The sequence below is a fragment of the Nocardioides baculatus genome (genome assembly GCF_016735675.1).
In the GTDB taxonomy this organism is placed as follows: domain Bacteria; phylum Actinomycetota; class Actinomycetes; order Propionibacteriales; family Nocardioidaceae; genus Nocardioides; species Nocardioides baculatus.
The window spans coordinates 291,208-307,717 of the sequence record NZ_JAERSG010000004.1 but is presented as its reverse complement, the minus strand read 5'-3'; the positions used below and the strand labels follow the sequence as shown (position 1 = coordinate 307,717).

General features: G+C 71.4%; 11 protein-coding genes. 7 read left to right on the top strand and 4 right to left on the bottom strand.

All coding sequences use genetic code 11. From position 1 onward, the window contains the following. Positions 1–35: 35 nt before the first annotated feature. Positions 36–1,229: a S1C family serine protease gene (locus JI751_RS14555; protein ID WP_201938198.1), complete on the bottom strand. Its 1,194-nt coding sequence runs from the start codon at positions 1,227–1,229 to the stop codon at positions 36–38. 196 nt (positions 1,230–1,425) lie between these two features. On the opposite strand from JI751_RS14555, the gene pulA reads away from it, so the two are divergent. Continuing rightward, positions 1,426–7,131 carry a pullulanase-type alpha-1,6-glucosidase gene (gene pulA / locus JI751_RS14550; protein ID WP_201938195.1) on the top strand — a complete coding sequence of 1,902 codons (5,706 nt, stop codon included), beginning with the start codon at positions 1,426–1,428 and terminating at the stop codon, positions 7,129–7,131. Positions 7,132–7,187: 56 nt separating this feature from the next. Here pulA and JI751_RS14545 read toward each other — a convergent pair whose 3' ends face one another. Both JI751_RS14545 and JI751_RS14540 read right to left on the bottom strand, forming a co-directional pair. Further along, the gene (locus JI751_RS14545; protein ID WP_201938193.1) at positions 7,188–8,492 is read right to left on the bottom strand and encodes a citrate synthase; all 1,305 of its coding nucleotides are present in this window, start codon (positions 8,490–8,492) and stop codon (positions 7,188–7,190) included. Positions 8,493–8,571: 79 nt separating this feature from the next. Then, positions 8,572–9,897 carry an NAD(P)/FAD-dependent oxidoreductase gene (locus JI751_RS14540; RefSeq protein ID WP_307814256.1) on the bottom strand — a complete coding sequence of 442 codons (1,326 nt, stop codon included), beginning with the start codon at positions 9,895–9,897 and terminating at the stop codon, positions 8,572–8,574. 61 nt (positions 9,898–9,958) lie between these two features. Here JI751_RS14540 and JI751_RS14535 point away from each other — a divergent pair, with 61 nt between their 5' ends. The 6 genes from JI751_RS14535 (at position 9,959) to JI751_RS14510 (ending at position 15,455) form a co-directional block, all read left to right on the top strand. Next, positions 9,959–11,290, top strand: coding sequence for a TolB-like translocation protein (locus JI751_RS14535; RefSeq protein ID WP_201938182.1), 1,332 nt, complete (start codon positions 9,959–9,961; stop codon positions 11,288–11,290). Between the two features lie 215 nt (positions 11,291–11,505). Further along, positions 11,506–11,949 carry a 50S ribosomal protein L13 gene (gene rplM, locus JI751_RS14530; protein ID WP_201938180.1) on the top strand — a complete coding sequence of 148 codons (444 nt, stop codon included), beginning with the start codon at positions 11,506–11,508 and terminating at the stop codon, positions 11,947–11,949. A gap of 17 nt (positions 11,950–11,966) precedes the next feature. Beyond that, positions 11,967–12,467 carry a 30S ribosomal protein S9 gene (gene rpsI / locus JI751_RS14525; RefSeq protein WP_201938178.1) on the top strand — a complete coding sequence of 167 codons (501 nt, stop codon included), beginning with the start codon at positions 11,967–11,969 and terminating at the stop codon, positions 12,465–12,467. 19 nt (positions 12,468–12,486) lie between these two features. After that, positions 12,487–13,836, top strand: coding sequence for a phosphoglucosamine mutase (gene glmM / locus JI751_RS14520; protein ID WP_201938176.1), 1,350 nt, complete (start codon positions 12,487–12,489; stop codon positions 13,834–13,836). Next, positions 13,833–14,351: a hypothetical protein gene (locus tag JI751_RS14515; RefSeq protein ID WP_201938174.1), complete on the top strand. Its 519-nt coding sequence runs from the start codon at positions 13,833–13,835 to the stop codon at positions 14,349–14,351. The genes glmM and JI751_RS14515 overlap by 4 nt, the downstream gene beginning before the upstream one ends. Before the next feature lie 105 nt (positions 14,352–14,456). Continuing rightward, positions 14,457–15,455 carry a GNAT family N-acetyltransferase gene (locus JI751_RS14510; RefSeq protein WP_201938172.1) on the top strand — a complete coding sequence of 333 codons (999 nt, stop codon included), beginning with the start codon at positions 14,457–14,459 and terminating at the stop codon, positions 15,453–15,455. Positions 15,456–15,511: 56 nt separating this feature from the next. Here JI751_RS14510 and coaA read toward each other — a convergent pair whose 3' ends face one another. Further along, positions 15,512–16,492 (bottom strand): type I pantothenate kinase, encoded by a 981-nt coding sequence (gene coaA, locus JI751_RS14505; RefSeq protein WP_201938170.1) that lies wholly within the window; start codon positions 16,490–16,492, stop codon positions 15,512–15,514. Positions 16,493–16,510: the final 18 nt, after the last annotated feature.

Below are 16,510 nucleotides of genomic sequence, written 5' to 3'. Positions count from 1 at the left end.
ATCATGGCGCGGCCGGCCCAAGAACGGGCGCCGGGTCAGCTCGTGGCGTCGCTGTCGAGGACGAAGTCGCCGGTCTTCTGCTGGCCGTTGCTGGTCCAGGTGACGGTGACGTCGTCGCCGGGACGGTAGGAGCGGATCGTCGCGACGAGCGAGTCCGCGTCGGTGATCCGCTGGTCGTCGACCTTCGTGATCACGTCGCCCGCGGCCAGGCCGCCCTCGTTCGCGGTCGACCCGGCGGTCACCTCGCGGACCACCGCGCCGGCGTCGTCACCGGTCTGCGGGTTGCCGACCTGGAGGCCGAGCCGCGCGTGGGTCGGGGTCTCGCCCTTCGCCATCTGGTCGACGATCGGCATCACCTCGTCGATCGGGATGGCGAAGCCGAGGCCGATCGACCCGGACTGCTCCGAGGTCTGCGAGCTGGCGGTGCGGATGGACGAGTTGATGCCGACGACCGCGCCGGTCATGTCGGTCAGCGGACCACCGGAGTTGCCGGGGTTGATCGCCGCGTCGGTCTGGATCGCGGGGTACGTCGTCGAGTTGCCCTCCGCGTCCGAGCCGACGTTGACCGGACGGTTGAGCGCGCTCACGATGCCGCTGGTGACGGTCGCGTCGAGGCCGAAGGGCGAGCCGACCGCGACGACGCCCTCGCCGACGCCGAGGTTGGCCGACTTGCCGATGGTCGCGGGGGTCAGCCCGGAGACGTCCTGGGCCTGGATCACGGCGGTGTCGGTGAGCGGGTCGGTGCCGAGAACCTCGGCGTCCGCACTGGTGCCGTCGGAGAAGTCGACCTTGATCGTGCCGCCCTGGCCGGCCAGCTCGACGACGTGGTTGTTGGTGAGGATCATGCCGTCCTCGGTGAGGATGATCCCCGAGCCGGAGCCCGCCTCGCCGTTGCCGGAGACGTCGATCTTGACGACGCTCGGCAGCACCTTCTGGGCGACCGACTCGACCGAGCCGTCGGCCGGCGGGGTCTGCGTCTGGTTGGCCACCGTCGAGGTGCTCGGGGCGGCCGAGGCGCTCGGCGAGCTCGGGGAACCGTCGTGGGTGGCGTCCCACACGGCCGCGCCCCCCAGCCCGGCGCCGCCACCCACGAGGAGCGAGGTCGCGACGACGGCGGCAGCCAGGCCCGTACGCCGTCGCCGCGGCGGCTCCGGCCGGTGCTGCGGCGGGTGCTGGTACGGGTTCTGGTGGGGCTGGGGCTGCTGGAAGGGGCCGTAGCTGTCGCTCATGCTTCGAGCCTGCGTCGCGTGCCTGTGGATGCCCTGAGAAGCCGCTTTGAAGTGGAGAAGACGTGACGCGATGACGTGCTGGGCGGCCACGGTCCCGGGATTTCTTGCAGGCGTTGCAAGTTCTCCCCGGTGGCGCCTAGTGTGACCGACGCCACGTCGGCCGCGGCCGGCACCTGCTCTTCTCTCGGGAGTCACCGTGCGTCGTCCGTCGCCGTCCGTCCTCGCCCTCGGGCTCGTCACCCTCGCCGCCTCGCTGACGCCGCTCGCGCCCGCCGCGGCCGAGCACCGCGCCGCGCCACCCTCCAGCGTCACCCTCGTCGGCAACCTCCAGGACGAGCTCGGCTGTGCCGCGGACTGGGCTCCCGACTGCAGCGCGACCGGGCTGAGCCGGCAGGACGACGGCACGTGGGCATTCGTCGCCGACGTCCCCGCCGGTGGCTACGAGTACAAGGTCGCGATCGACGGCTCGTGGGACGAGAGCTACGGGGCCGGCGGCACGTCCGGGGGCGCCAACCTGCCGCTGGTGCTCGAGCACGACGCCCGGCTGCGCTTCACCTACGACGACGAGACCCACCGGATCGCGGTCGCGCCGGCCGAGCAGCCCGTGCCCACCCCGACGGCCGCCGACCGCGCGCTGGCCGGGACCTCGCTGCGCGGCCCGCTCACCCGCGAGAACTTCTACTTCGTCATGGCTGACCGCTTCGCCAACGGCGACCCGACCAACGACACCGGCGGCCTGTCCGGCGACCGGCTGCAGACCGGCTTCGACCCGACCGACAAGGGCTTCTTCCACGGCGGGGACATCAAGGGCCTGTCCGACAGGCTCGACTACGTCGCCGGGCTCGGCACCACGGCCATCTGGCTGACGCCGAGCTTCAAGAACCGGCCCGTTCAGGGCACGGGCGCGGACGCGAGCGCCGGCTACCACGGCTACTGGGTCACCGACTTCACGCAGATCGACCCGCACTTCGCGACCAACGCCGAGCTCGAGGCGTTCATCGCCGAAGCGCACGCCCGCGGCATCAAGGTCTTCTTCGACATCATCACCAACCACACCGCCGACGTCATCGACTACGAGGAGAAGCAGTACGGCTACGTCCCCAAGGCCGACGAGCCCTACCGCGACGCCGCGGGCAACGTGTTCGACGACCGCGACCACGTCGGCACGTCCGACTTCCCGGCCCTCGACGCGCGGACCTCGTTCCCCTACACGCCCACCTTCCGCTCCGAGGCGGACCGGACGGTGAAGGTCCCGGCCTGGCTCAACGACCCGACCAACTACCACAACCGCGGCGACTCGACCTTTGCCGGCGAGTCGTCGACCTACGGCGACTTCGTGGGCCTCGACGACCTCTTCACCGAGAAGCCGGAGGTCGTGGAGGGCATGACCGACGTCTACGAGACGTGGGTCGACCTCGGCATCGACGGCTTCCGCATCGACACCGCCAAGCACGTGAACATGGAGTTCTGGCAGCAGTTCGCCCCGGCCATCCGCGACCACGCGGCATCCATCGGCAACGACGACTTCTTCGCCTTCGGCGAGGTCTACGACGCCAACCCGACCTACCTGTCGACGTTCAGCACCGAGGGCCGCCTCGACGCGACGCTCGACTTCGGCTTCCAGGACGTCGGCACGGGCTTCGCGAAGGGCGGCGCGACGACGCGGCTGCGCGACTTCTACGCCGCCGACGACTGGTACACCGACACCGACTCGAACGCCTACGCCTCGCCGACCTTCCTCGGCAACCACGACATGGGTCGCATCGGGACGTTCCTCAAGGACAGCGACTCGGTCCTCCAGCGCGACCAGCTCGCCCATGCCCTGATGTACCTCACGCGAGGCCAGCCAGTCGTCTACTACGGCGACGAGCAGGGCTTCGTCGGCGACGGTGGCGACAAGGACGCCCGCGAGGACATGTTCGCGAGCGAGGTCGCGTCCTACAACGACAACGACCTCATCGGCACCGACGCCACGACCGCCGACGCCAACTACGACACCGGGCACCCGCTCTACCGCACGATCCGCGCGCTCGCGGCCCTGAGGAAGGCCTACCCGGCGCTCGCCGACGGCGCGCAGCTGCACCGCTACGCCAGCGACCAGGCGGGCGTCTACGCCTTCAGCCGGATCGACGCGACCGAGCGGCGCGAGTTCCTCGTCGCGGCCAACAACGCCACGACCGCGAAGACCGTCACCGTGGGGACCGAGATGCGACGCAGCTCCTTCACCCAGGTCTGGCCGGCCGCCCAGCGCTCGGAGAAGAAGTCCATGCGCACGGACGCGGAGGGGCGTACGACCATCACGGTGCCGCCGCTGTCGGCGGTGGTCTGGCGGGCCAACGGGACCCTCGCCCGTCGCGCCGCCGCGCCGGCCATCAACCTCGAGAAGCCGTCGGCCGGCGGCACCGTCGGCGGACGCGCGCCGATCACGGTCGCCGTGCCGGACGGCGGCTTCAACCAGGTGACCGTCGCCTGGCGTCCCGCCGGGGCGGGGGAGTGGACCGCCCTCGGCACCGACGACAACGCGCCCTACCGGGTCGTCCACGACGTCCGGTCGCTGGCGGCAGGCACCCTCGTCGAGTACCGCGCGGTCCTGCGCGACAGCAGCGGCAACCTGTCGGTCGCGTCGTCCTACGCCACCGTCGGCGACCCCGAGGCCGAGCCCACCCCCGGTGGCGGGGGAGGCGGTGGTCCGGTGACCCAGCCCGACGCCGTGTCGGTGCCCGGCAGCCACAACTCCGAGATGGGCTGCCCGGGCGACTGGCAGCCGGACTGCGCACAGGCGCAGATGTCGCTCGACGCCAAGGACCTCGTCTGGAAGAAGCAGGTCGTGCTCCCGGCCGGCGACTTCGCCTACAAGGCAGCGATCAACGGCACGTGGGACGAGAACTACGGCGCCGGCGCCGTGCGCGGCGGCGGCGACATCCCGCTCACCGTCCCGGCCGGCGGCCGGTCGGTGACCTTCTACTACGAGCACGGCTCGCACTGGATCACCAGCGACGCCGACGGGCCGATCATCACGCTGGCCGGGTCGATGCAGTCCGAGCTCGGCTGCCCGGGCGACTGGGACCCCTCCTGCATGCGCGGCTGGCTCAAGGACCCCGACGGCGACGGCACCTACACCTGGACCGGGACGCTGCCCGCCGGCAGCTACGCGACCAAGGTCGCCCACGGGCTGACGTGGGACGAGAACTACGGCCAGGACGGCGTGGCCGGCGGCGCCGACATCCCCTTCGACGTACCCGCAGGAGGAGTGGACGTGGTCTTCAGCTACGACGTGAGCACCCACCGGCTCCAGGTCTCGACCCGCAGCGCCGGGGCCGCACCCGACCTGACCAAGGCCAGGGCGCAGTGGCTGCGCCGCGACCTCGTCGCGTGGGACGTCCCCGACCCCGGGTCGCGCCGCTACCGCCTGCACTGGTCGCAGGCCGGTGACCTCGCCGTCGACGCCGAGGACGTCACCGGGGGCTCGAGCGTCCCGCTGACCTACGACCCTGCCGGCCTGCCCGCCGACGTGCTCGCCGACTTCCCGCAGCTCGAGGGCTACGAGGCGTTCCGCCTCGACCGCGCCGCTTCCAAGCGGGTGCCGGAGATCCTCACCGGCCAGCTCGCCGTGGCCTCGTACGACCGGAGCGGCGCGTTGCACGACGCCACGGGCGTGCAGGTGCCCGGGGTGCTCGACGACGTGTACGCCGCCGCGGCCGGCGCCGACCTCGGTGTGAGCTGGCGGGGCGGCAGGCCGACGCTCGCGCTCTGGGCGCCCACGGCACAGGACGTGTCGGCGACCGTCGCCGGGCGCCGGGTCGCGATGACCCGCAGGTCCGACGGCACCTGGACCGTGACCGGTCCGGCGTCGTGGAAGGGCGCCGCCTACACCTACGGCGTCACGGTCTTCTCGCCCGCCGCGGGCGAGGTCGCGACCAACGAGGTCACCGACCCCTACTCGGTCGCGCTCACCGCGAACTCGCAGAAGTCGCTGGTCGCCGACCTCGCCGACCCCGCCCTCGCCCCGCCGGGATGGTCGAGCACCCGCGCGCCGGTCATCGCGCAGCCCGAGGACCGCAACGTCTACGAGCTGCACGTGCGCGACTTCTCGATCGGCGACGAGACCGTGCCGGCGGCCGAGCGCGGGACCTACCTCGCGTTCACCCACGACGACTCGGCCGGCATGCGCCACCTGCGCCGGCTCGCATCCGCGGGTCTCAACACGGTGCACCTGCTCCCGGCCTTCGACATCGCCACGATCGAGGAGCGTCGCTCGGCGCAGGCCGTCCCGGACTGCGACCTCTCCTCGCTCCCGCGCGACTCCGAGCGCCAGCAGGAGTGCGTCGACGCGGTGCGCCCGCGCGACGGCTTCAACTGGGGCTACGACCCGCTGCACTACACGACGCCGGAGGGGTCCTACGCCACCGATCCCGAGGGCACCCGACGCACCGTCGAGTACCGCCGGATGGTGCAGGCCCTCAACCGCAACGGGATGCAGGTCGTGATGGACGTGGTCTACAACCACACCGCGGCCAGCGGCCAGGACCCGAAGTCCGTGCTCGACCGCGTGGTGCCCGGCTACTACCAGCGGCTGAGCGCGACCGGGGCGGTGGAGAACAGCACGTGCTGCTCCAACACCGCGACCGAGCACCGGATGATGGAGAAGCTGATGATCGACTCCGTGCTCACCTGGGCGCGGGACTACAAGGTCAACGGCTTCCGCTTCGACCTCATGGGCCACCACTCGCTGGAGAACATGACCCACCTCCGCGCCGCTCTCGACCGCCTGACGGTCAAGAAGGACGGCATCGACGGGAAGGGCATCTACCTCTACGGCGAGGGGTGGAACTTCGGCGAGGTCGCCGACGACGCCCGCTTCGTGCAGGCCACGCAGCGCAACCTCGCCGGCACCGGCATCGGCTCCTTCAGCGACCGGCTCCGCGACGCCGTACGCGGTGGCGGGCCCTTCGACGAGGACCCGCGGGTCCAGGGCTTCGGCTCCGGTCTCTGGACCGACCCCAACGGCTCGCCCGCCAACGGGACGCCCGACGAGCAGCTGGCCACGCTGCTCCACGACCAGGACCTGGTCAAGCTCGGTCTGGCCGGCAACCTCGCCGACTTCACCTTCCGCGACTCCAGCGGTGCGGAGGTCGTCGGCTCGGAGGTCGACTACAACGGGCAGCCCGCCGGCTATGCCGCGGACCCGTCGGAGACGGTCACCTACGTCGACGCGCACGACAACGAGACGCTCTACGACTCGCTGGCGTTCAAGCTGCCGCAGGGCACGTCGATGGCCGACCGCGTCCGGATGAACACGGTCTCGCTGTCCACGGTCGCCCTCTCGCAGGGGGTGGTCTTCTGGCACGCCGGCACGGACCTGCTCCGCTCGAAGAGCCTGGACCGCAACTCCTACGACTCCGGCGACTGGTTCAACCGGGTCGACTGGCAGCGTCGGGACAACACCTTCGGGTCGGGCCTGCCGCTGCGTGGCGACAACGAGGCGAAGTGGTCGTACATGAAGCCGCTGCTCGCCGACCCCGCGCTCGACCCGACCCCGGCGGCGATGGACGCCGCCCACGCGCAGGCCCAGGACCTGCTGCGCATCCGGATGTCGTCGCGGCTGTTCCGGCTCGGCACGCGTGAGGCGATCCAGGCGAAGGTGTCGTTCCTCGACGCCGAGCCGGGTGTGATCGCGATGCTGATCGACGACACGGCCGGTGCCGACGCCGACCCCCGGCGTGACGGGATCCTGGTCGTCTTCAATGCCTCACCGCAGGAGCAGACGGTGGGCGGGACCGGCGCCGGCTGGCGGCTGCACCAGGTGCAGGCCTCCGGAACCGACGCGGTCGTGAAGGGGAGCACGGTCGCGGCCGACGCGGTCACCGTCCCGGCCCGGACCACGGCGGTCTTCGAGCGCTGAGACGCGAGAACGCCCCCGGCCGCAGCGGCCGGGGGCGTTCGTCGTACGTCAGTGGCTCAAGCCCACCGCTCCGAGGCGGCGGTGAAGGTGAGCTCGCGGTCGCCGGTGTAGATCTGCTTGGGACGGGCGATCTTCTGGTCCTTGTCCTGCACCAGCTCGGCCCACTGCGCCAGCCAGCCCGGCGTACGGCCGATGGCGAAGAGCACCGTGAACATCTCCGGCGGGAACTGGAAGGCCTCGTAGATGAGGCCGGAGTAGAAGTCGACGTTGGGGTAGAGCTTGCGCTTGACGAAGTACTCGTCCTCGAGCGCGATCTTCTCCAGCTCCTTGGCGATCTCGAGGAGCGGGTTGACCCCGGTGACCTCGAAGACGTCGTCGCAGGCCTTCTTGATGATCGTGGCGCGCGGGTCGAAGTTCTTGTAGACCCGGTGGCCGAAGCCCATCAGGCGCTCGTTGCCGTTCTTCACGCCCTCGATGAAGGCGGGGATGTTCTCCTTCGACCCGATGCGCTTGAGCATCCGCAGGACGGCCTCGTTGGCGCCACCGTGCAGCGGGCCGTAGAGAGCGCCGACACCGGCCGCGACGGCCGAGTAGGGGTCGACCTGCGAGGAGCCGACGGAGCGGACCGCGTTGGTCGAGCAGTTCTGCTCGTGGTCGGCGTGCAGGATGAAGAGCACGTCGAGCGCCTTGACCAGGCGCGGGTCGGCCTCGAACTTCTGCTCGCTCATCTTGAAGAGCATCGAGAGGAAGTTGGCGGTGTAGCCGAGGTCGTTGTCGGGGTAGACGAACGGCTTGCCCTGGGCGTGGCGGAACGACCACGCGCCGAGGGTCGGCATCTTCGCGATCATGCGGACGATCTGCATGTGGCGGTTGTCCGCGTCGCTGATGTTGCGGGCGTCGGGGTAGAACGTCGACAGCGCGCCGACCGAGGCCATCAGCATGCCCATCGGGTGGGCGTCGTAGCGGAAGCCGTGCATGAAGCCCTTGACGTTCTCGTGCACGAACGTGTGGTAGGTGATCTCGTGCACCCAGGAGTCGTACTGCTCCTTGGTCGGCAGCGAGCCGTGCACCAGGAGGTAGGCGACCTCGAGGAAGTTGGACTTCTCCGCCAGCTGCTCGATCGGGTAGCCCCGGTACTCGAGGATGCCCTTGTCGCCGTCGATGAAGGTGACGGCCGACCGGCACGAGGCCGTGTTCACGAATCCGGGGTCGTAGGTGGCGAGACCGGGCTCGTCCTCGGTGAGGCGGATCTGTCCGAGGTCCTTCGCCGCGATCGTGTTGTCGTTGATCGCGATGTCGTACTGCTGACCGGTCCGGTTGTCAGTGACGGTCAGTGAATCCTTGGCCGCTACGTCGGTCACGTCGGCTCCTGTTCATACGTCTTGGGTTGTCGCTCCAACTTAGCCGCGGGTGTCGCGCGAGCGCGAACCCGGTGTCCAGTCAGCGACCGGCGACCCGGTTCGCGATGCGGGCGATCCGGCTCGTGCGGAGGAGCCCGGCGTCCTCGCGCCGGTCGGCGGCGCGGTAGAGCCGGTAGAGCGTGTGCACGCCGGCCCAGCGCAGCGGCTCGGGCTCCCAGCGGCGTACGTCGTGACCGGTCCACGGCAGCGCGGTGAGGTCGGTCGGGGCGCCGAGCACGAGGTCGCGCAGCGTGCGGCCGGCGAGGTTGGTCGCGGTCAGTCCGGAGCCGACGTAGCCGCCCGCGTGGCCGAGCCCGGTCGCCGGGTCGAAGCAGACGCTGGCGCTCCAGTCGCGCGGGACCCCGAGCACGCCGCACCACGCGTGGTCGATCGTGATCCCGGCCAGGGACGGGAAGAGCGAGGTGAGGGTCGAGCGCAGCGACTCCACCGTCCAGTTCTGCGTGCGCCCGTCGACGTCGGTGCGCGAGCCGAAGCGGTAGGGGATGCCGCGGCCGCCCATCGCGATCCGGCCGTCGGCGGTGCGCTGGGCGTAGCAGTAGGCGTGCGCCTCGTCGCCGAGCAGCTCCTCGCCGGCCCAGCCGATCTCCGCCCACTGGGCGTCGGTGAGCGGGGCGGTCGCGATGATCGCGGAGTTCATCGGGAGCCACTCGCGCCGGTGACCGGGGAGCCCTGCGGTGAAGCCCTCCAGGCACCGGAGGACCGTCGGCGCGCGGACCGTGCCGCGGTCGGTCACCACGGCACCCGGCTCGATCCGGAGGGCGCGCGTGCCCTCGTGGATGCGCACGCCGCGCGCCCGCACGGCCCGCGCGACGCCGCCCACCAGCTTGGCCGGGTGCACGCGCGCGCAGTCGGGGTCGACGTGGCCGGAGACCGCACCGGCGACGCGGATCCGCTCGGCGACCTGGGCCGCCGACAGCTCGCCGTCGAGCCGCTCGGCCTGCGCCTGCGAGCGCGCGACGTGCAGCACCCCGCTGAGCCGGATGTCGGCGTCGATGCCCTCGCCCTCGGCGACGGCCATCACCTCGTGCACCGAGCCGCGGACCGCCGTTCGCATCGACTCGAGGCCCGCCTCGCCCGCCGCGGCGGCGTACGCCCGCGGGCTGCCCGGCAGCTCGCTCGAGAGCCAGCCGCCGTTGCGGCCCGAGGCCCCGAAGCCCGCGAACTCCGCCTCGACGAGCCGGATGTCGAGCGTCGGGTCGGCCTCGTGGAGGTAGTACGCCGTCCAGAGCCCGGTCAGCCCGGCTCCCACGATCGCGACGTCGCAGGTGACGTCGCCGTCGAGCCGGTCGGTCGGGGTCGGCAGTCCGACCTGCTGCCACCAGAAGGACACGCCACCGTTGCGCACGCCGTCATTGTGGCCCCCTGGGGGTGTTCCGCCGCCGGGGCCGCGCTGGCAGCGTGCGGTCATGGGACTCTCGGCGGTCGGCACGACCACGATCTCGCTCCTCCTCGTGGGTGGCCTGCTGGGCGCTGCTCCGGCACCGGCCGCTGCGCCGGACGAACGGCCCGCGGCGGCGAAGCGCTACACGATGGTCTCGGTGGACGCGAAGGGTCGCCCGGCCGACAACGACGCCATCGGCGCCTCCGTGAGCCGGGACGGTCGGTGGGTCGCCTTCAGCTCCGGAGCCACCAATCTCGACCGGCGCACCAGCCCGGGCCAGCGACAGGTCTACGTGCGCGACAACCGGACCGGGAAGGTGCGGGCCGTCGGCGCCGACGGACGGGGCCGCCTCGCCGAGTTCGCCGAGACCGTCTCGCTCTCTCCCAACGGACGGTTCGTCGCCTACTGCAGCACCGACGAGCTCGTCGGCCCGGACTCCTCCGACTTCGACGACAACACCCCCCACACCGACGTGTTCGTGCGCGACCTGAGGACCGGGGCCGTGCGCCGCGCGTCGTCGGCGGCGGGCGGCGGCGAGGCCGACGAGTACTCGTGCGTGCCGCACGTCGCCGACACCGGGGACGTGGCGTTCTTCTCCCGCGCGACGAACCTGGTCGCCGGCGACACCAACGGTGTGCCCGACTACTTCCTCTACGACTGGGGCTCGCGCAAGGTCCGTCGCCTCGCGAGCGCCGAGATCGCGTCCGGGTCCGTCCGGATCTCTGGCGACGGACGCGTCGTCGCGGTGGTCACCACCGAGGTGCTGGCGAGCCGTGACAGCGGCACGCTCCCCGACGTGTACGTCCTCAGCCGGGGGCGCGGTCTGCGTGGCACCTGGTCGATGCCGCTGACCCAGGGGACCGGGCTCCCGACGGACACCGGCTGCGGGTGGACCGGGCTCAGCATCAGCGGGACCGGGCGCTACGTCACGGGGGCCTGCGCGGACGGCGGCATCGCCGCGACGCCGATCACGGACAAGCTGGTGCACCTGTGGTGGGCCGACCGCCGCACCGGCGACGTCCGGCTGGTCAACCGCACCGACGACGGCAACTCCGAGATCGACGTCGCGCAGGTCTCCGACGACGGCCGGCGGGTGTTCTTCGGCGGCGACGAGCGGGCCTACGCCCGGGCTGCCGGGGAACGGCGTGCGCCCTACCGGGGGATCTTCGTGTGGCAACGCGGCGACGGAGCACGGTCGCTCACCCCGGGAGACGCGTGGTGGGACGACTACGGCTTCGACGCCTCGGGTGACGGACGTACGGTGGTCTTCGCCTCCGACAGCGAGGCGATGGGTGCGCCGCCGCCCGAGCTGGACGACTCGGACCTCCAGCTCTTCTCGCGCCGGATCGGCCGCTGAGCCGGGCCACGCCGTTTTGACCGTCCTCGCGCGAGCGCCGTACTCTTGCTGGTCGCGACTCCTGCCGCGTCCGCCTCCTCTGGAAGCGGGTGCAGATCCGGACGTCATCCCCACTGGTGTGGGGAGCGATCCGGGCCGTGTTCGTCAGAAGCCGCAGCTCCATTCCGATCCCCGACCGGGGGTCGGGTCCAACGAACGAGAACGGGTACATCGCCGTGCGCACGTACAGCCCCAAGCCCGCTGACATCCAGCGTGAGTGGCACGTCATCGACGCCACCGACGTGGTCCTCGGACGCCTCGCCGTCCAGACCGCCAACCTCATCCGCGGCAAGCACAAGCCGACCTTTGCTCCTCACATGGACATGGGCGACTTCGTGATCATCGTGAACGCCTCCAAGGTGTCGCTGTCGGGAACCAAGAAGACCACCAAGATGGCCTACCGCCACTCCGGCTTCCCGGGCGGCCTCTCGGCCACCCCCTTCGGTGAGCTCCTCGAGAAGGACGCCCGCAAGGCCATCGAGAACGCCGTGTGGGGCATGCTCCCGAAGAACAAGCTCGGTCGCCAGATGCTGAAGAAGCTCAAGGTCTACGCCGGCCCCGACCACCCGCACCTGGCCCAGCAGGCCACTCCCTTCGAGATCACGCAGATCTCCCAGTGACGACCGAGGACGCACAGATGACTGAGAACAGCACCGAGGTCGAGGAGACCTTCGAGACCGACGCCGAGGGCGTTGCCTACACGTCCGAGAGCGACGCGTCGGCCGACACCCCGGCCCGCCCGGCGACCATCGCCCCCGGCGCGGCCACCGGCCGCCGCAAGGAGGCCGTCGCCCGCGTGCGCATCGTCCCCGGCACCGGCGAGTGGACCATCAACGGCCGCAGCCTCGACAACTACTTCCCCAACAAGCTGCACCAGCAGATCGCGAACGAGCCGTTCGCCGAGCTGCAGCTCGAGGGTCGCTTCGACGTGATCGCCCGCATCCACGGTGGCGGCACCGCCGGTCAGGCCGGCGCGCTGCGCCTCGGCGTGGCCCGCTCGCTCAACCAGATCGACGTCGAGGCCAACCGCCCGGCCCTCAAGAAGGCCGGTCTGCTGACCCGCGACGCCCGCGTCGTGGAGCGCAAGAAGGCCGGTCTCAAGAAGGCCCGCAAGGCCTCGCAGTTCTCGAAGCGCTGATCTCCTAGGGTCTCGTCCCATGACGCGACTCTTCGGCACGGACGGGGTCCGGGGCCTGGCAAACGCAGATCTCACTGCGGAGCTGGCCCTGGACCTGTCCGTGTGTGCAGCACACGTCCTGGCCGACCGCGGCGAGTTCGAGGGGCACCGTCCCCTCGCCGTGGTGGGTCGGGACACGCGCATCTCCGGGCAGTTCCTCGAGGCGGCGGTCGTCGCCGGGCTCGCGTCGGCGGGCGTCGACGTGCTCCTGCTGGGCGTGCTGCCCACCCCGGGCGTGGCCTACATGACCGAGCGGCTCGGCGCCGACCTCGGCGTGATGCTGTCGGCCTCGCACAACCCCATGCCCGACAACGGCATCAAGTTCCTCGCGCGCGGCGGGCACAAGCTCGACGACGCGATCGAGATCGCCATCGAGCGGCGCATGGGCGAGCCGTGGGAGCGGCCCACCGGCGGCCACGTCGGCCGGGTCACGACCTACGACTCCGCCGTCGAGGAGTACGCCGCCCACCTCGAGAGCACGATCACGCACCCGCTGGTGGGGCTCAAGGTCGTGCTCGACTGCGCCGAGGGCGCCGCCCACGCGGCCGGCCCACGCGCGCTGGAGGACGCCGGCGCGACGGTCATCGCGATCCACGCCGACCCCGACGGCCTCAACATCAACGACAACTGCGGCTCCACCCACCTGGAGTCGCTGCGCGCGGCCGTCGTCGAGCACGGGGCCCACGCCGGCTTCGCCCTCGACGGCGACGCCGACCGCTGCCTGGCCGTGGACGCCGACGGCAACGTCGTCGACGGCGACCAGCTCCTCGCGATCCTCGCCCTCTCGCTGCGCGACAAGGGCCGCCTGGTCAAGGACACCGTCGTCGCGACGGTGATGAGCAACCTGGGCTTCGTCCAGGCCATGCGCGCCAACGGAGTCGGCGTACGCCAGACGAAGGTCGGCGACCGCTACGTCCTCGAGGCGATGAAGATCTCCGGCTACAGCCTCGGCGGTGAGCAGTCCGGCCACGTCATCATGAGCGACCACGCCACCACCGGCGACGGCATCCTCACCACCCTCCACGTGATGGAGCGGATGGCCACCACCGGCACGTCGCTCGCCGAGCTGGCCGCCGTGATGACCCGGCTGCCGCAGGTGCTGCTCAACGTCCGCGACGTCGACAAGTCCCGCACCGACGAGGACGCCGTGCTGGCCGCCGCCGTCGCGGAGGAGGAAGCAGCGCTCGGCGACCGCGGCCGCATCCTGCTGCGTCCCTCGGGCACCGAGCCGATCGTGCGCGTGATGGTCGAGGCGCCCACCCACGACGAGGCCGAGGCCGTCGCCTCCCGGCTCGCGGACGTCGTACGCCACCAGCTGGCGCTGTCGTGACCGCGGACCCGCGCGGCGAGCTCGAGGGGGGCGCGCCCGAGGTCCCGGGCTGGCTGACGTGGCGCGACGTCGTCCTCGCCCTGTGCGTCGGCCTGGTGCTGGCGGCGGCGCTGGTCGTCCTGACCCCCGGCTCGCGCACCCACCTGTCCGGCGGCACCTCGCTGCGCGAGACGACGGTCGTCGCGGTGCGGGAGGGGGCGGTGCCGGACGAGGTCGACAAGCCGCGCACGACCTACGACCTGACCTGGTCGGCCGACGGCGCGACCCGGACCGCGACCTTCGACCGGGCGGGCGATCCCGACCACGCGGTCGGCGACACGTGGGACCTGTGGGTCTCGACGGACGGCTCGGTGGTGGAGACGACCTCGCCCCGGACGACGTGGCTGGCGCTGGGCATCGGCTGCCCGCTCTTCGTGCTGCTGATCGGCCTGATGGTGCGCTGGCGCAACCGCACGATGGCGAAGGCGGTCCTCGAGGAGGCCGACAAGATCGAGGCACACCGCACGTCGTCATAGTCGCGCACCTCGACCTCGCGTCATGAGATCTGCGGGTTCGCACCCGCAATCCTCATGACGCAAACTGCATGGCGCCCGAGACACCGCGCTGGTTAGCGTCACCGGGTGGTCGACATCGAGCAGATCAACCCGCGCAACCAGGCCGCGCTCCGCGCGTGGTGGGAGGTCGGCCACGCTGCGACCGCCGACCGCCCCGGCAACCCGTGGCCGGCGTGGGAGCAGACCCGCGTGTCGCTGCCGGCCGACAACCCCGAGGGTGCCGTCACCGTCCTCGCCGCGATCGACGGTCGGGAGATGGTCGGCGCCGGCCTGCTGATGCGGCCGCTCCGCGACAACCTCCACACCGCGACGGTCGACGCCTACGTCCGCCCCGACCGCACAGGCGAGGGCATCGGCCGGCGGATCGTCGAGGAGCTCGAGGTGGTGGCCGCCGGGGACGGGCGTCGCACGCTGCACGGCGAGGTCTTTGTGCCGCCGGGTGCGACGGGCACCGCACCCGAGGCGTTCGCCGCCGCGATGCGGTACGACGTCGCGAGCCGCGAGGCCATCCGTGAGCTCCGTGTCGACGACTACCTGTCGCGCCACGACCGTCTGGTGGAGGAGACGGCGCTCGGCGCGGCGTACCGCGTCGTCACCTTCGACACCGTGTGTCCCGAGGAGCACGTCGCGTCGTTCGGCCGGCTGCTCGGCACGCTGTTCGACGAGATCCCCCTCGGCGACCTCGAGCTCCGGGCGTCGGCCTGGACCCCCGAGCGCATCCGCGACGCCGAGCAACGACAGGTCGGCATCGGGCGGCACGTGCTGACGGCGCTGGCGATCGCTCCCGACGGCTCGGTCGCCGGGAGCTCGGACGTGCGGGTCAACGAGACCGACACTGCCCAGGGCCAGGTCGGCATCACGATCGTCGACCCGGCGCACCGCGGCAGGCGTCTCGGGCTGGCGCTCAAGCTCGCGACCCACGACCTGGCCCTGGCGACGTACCCCGTCCTGGAGCGGGTGGAGACCTCCAACGCCGAGGTGAACACCCACATGAACGCCGTCAACGACGCCTTGGGCTACCGCACGATCGAGACCCTGCTCGAGCTGCAGAAGAGGACGGCGTGAGCCGAGCCGGTGCGTCGTGACCGGCGTGAGCCCCTGACGTCCCGCCAGCAGCGACCTCAGAGCTTGCGGAGGCGGACGTACTTCACCGAGTGGTCGGCGTCCTTGCGGAGGACCAGGTTCGCGCGGGAGCGGGTGGGGGCGACGTTCTGGACGAGGTTGGGCTCGTTGATCGAGTCCCAGATGCGCGTCGCCTGGTCGACGGCCTCGTCGTGGGAGAGGGCGGCGTACTTGCGGAAGTACGACGCCGGGTCGCGGAAGGCGGTCTCGCGCAGGCGCAGGAAGCGGTCGACGTACCAGCGCTTGATGTCGGCGAGCGCGGCGTCGACGTAGACGGAGAAGTCGAAGAAGTCGCTCACCGCAAGGCCGGTGCGGCCGTCGTCGCGCACGCGGGCCGGCTGGAGGACGTTGAGGCCCTCGATGATCACGATGTCGGGGCGCTTCACGACGACCTTCTCCTCGGGGACCACGTCGTAGACGAGGTGGGAGTAGATCGGCGCCTCGACCTCGTCGCGCCCGGACTTGATGTCGATGACGAACTTGAGCAGCGCCTTGCGGTCGTAGGACTCCGGGAAGCCCTTGCGGTGCAGGATGCCCCGGCGCTCGAGCTCGGCGTTGGGCAGCAGGAAGCCGTCGGTCGTGACGAGCGCGACGTTGGGGTGCTCGGGCCAGTGGGCGAGCATCTGCTGGAGCACGCGGGCGGTGGTCGACTTGCCGACGGCGACCGATCCGGCGAGGCCGATCACGAACGGCGTACGCGGCGGGGTGACGCGGTGGAGGAACTCCTCCTGCTCGCGGTGGAGCCGCGAGTTGCCCGCGACGTAGAGGCTGAGCAGGCGTGAGAGCGGCAGGTAGACCTGCTCGATCTCGTGCAGGTCGAGCTGGTCGCCCAGGCCGCGCAGCCGGACGACCTCCTCGGGCGTGAGGGCGGTCTCGGCGGTGCCGGCGAGCTGGGCCCACGCGGCCCGCTCGAGCTCGACGTAGGGGGAGGTCTCGTTGACGGAGGAGGTGCCGTGGGAGGGCGACGGGACCTCGGGCATGGGTGCGATTGTGGCACC

Coding starts and splice junctions, on each gene's coding strand:
- JI751_RS14555 (WP_201938198.1), bottom strand. CDS start 1,229: ATGAGCGACAGCTACGGCCCCTTCCAGCAGCCCCAGCCCCACCAGAAC.
- JI751_RS14535 (WP_201938182.1), top strand. CDS start 9,959: ATGGGACTCTCGGCGGTCGGCACGACCACGATCTCGCTCCTCCTCGTG.
- rpsI (WP_201938178.1), top strand. CDS start 11,967: ATGACTGAGAACAGCACCGAGGTCGAGGAGACCTTCGAGACCGACGCC.
- glmM (WP_201938176.1), top strand. CDS start 12,487: ATGACGCGACTCTTCGGCACGGACGGGGTCCGGGGCCTGGCAAACGCA.
- coaA (WP_201938170.1), bottom strand. CDS start 16,492: ATGCCCGAGGTCCCGTCGCCCTCCCACGGCACCTCCTCCGTCAACGAG.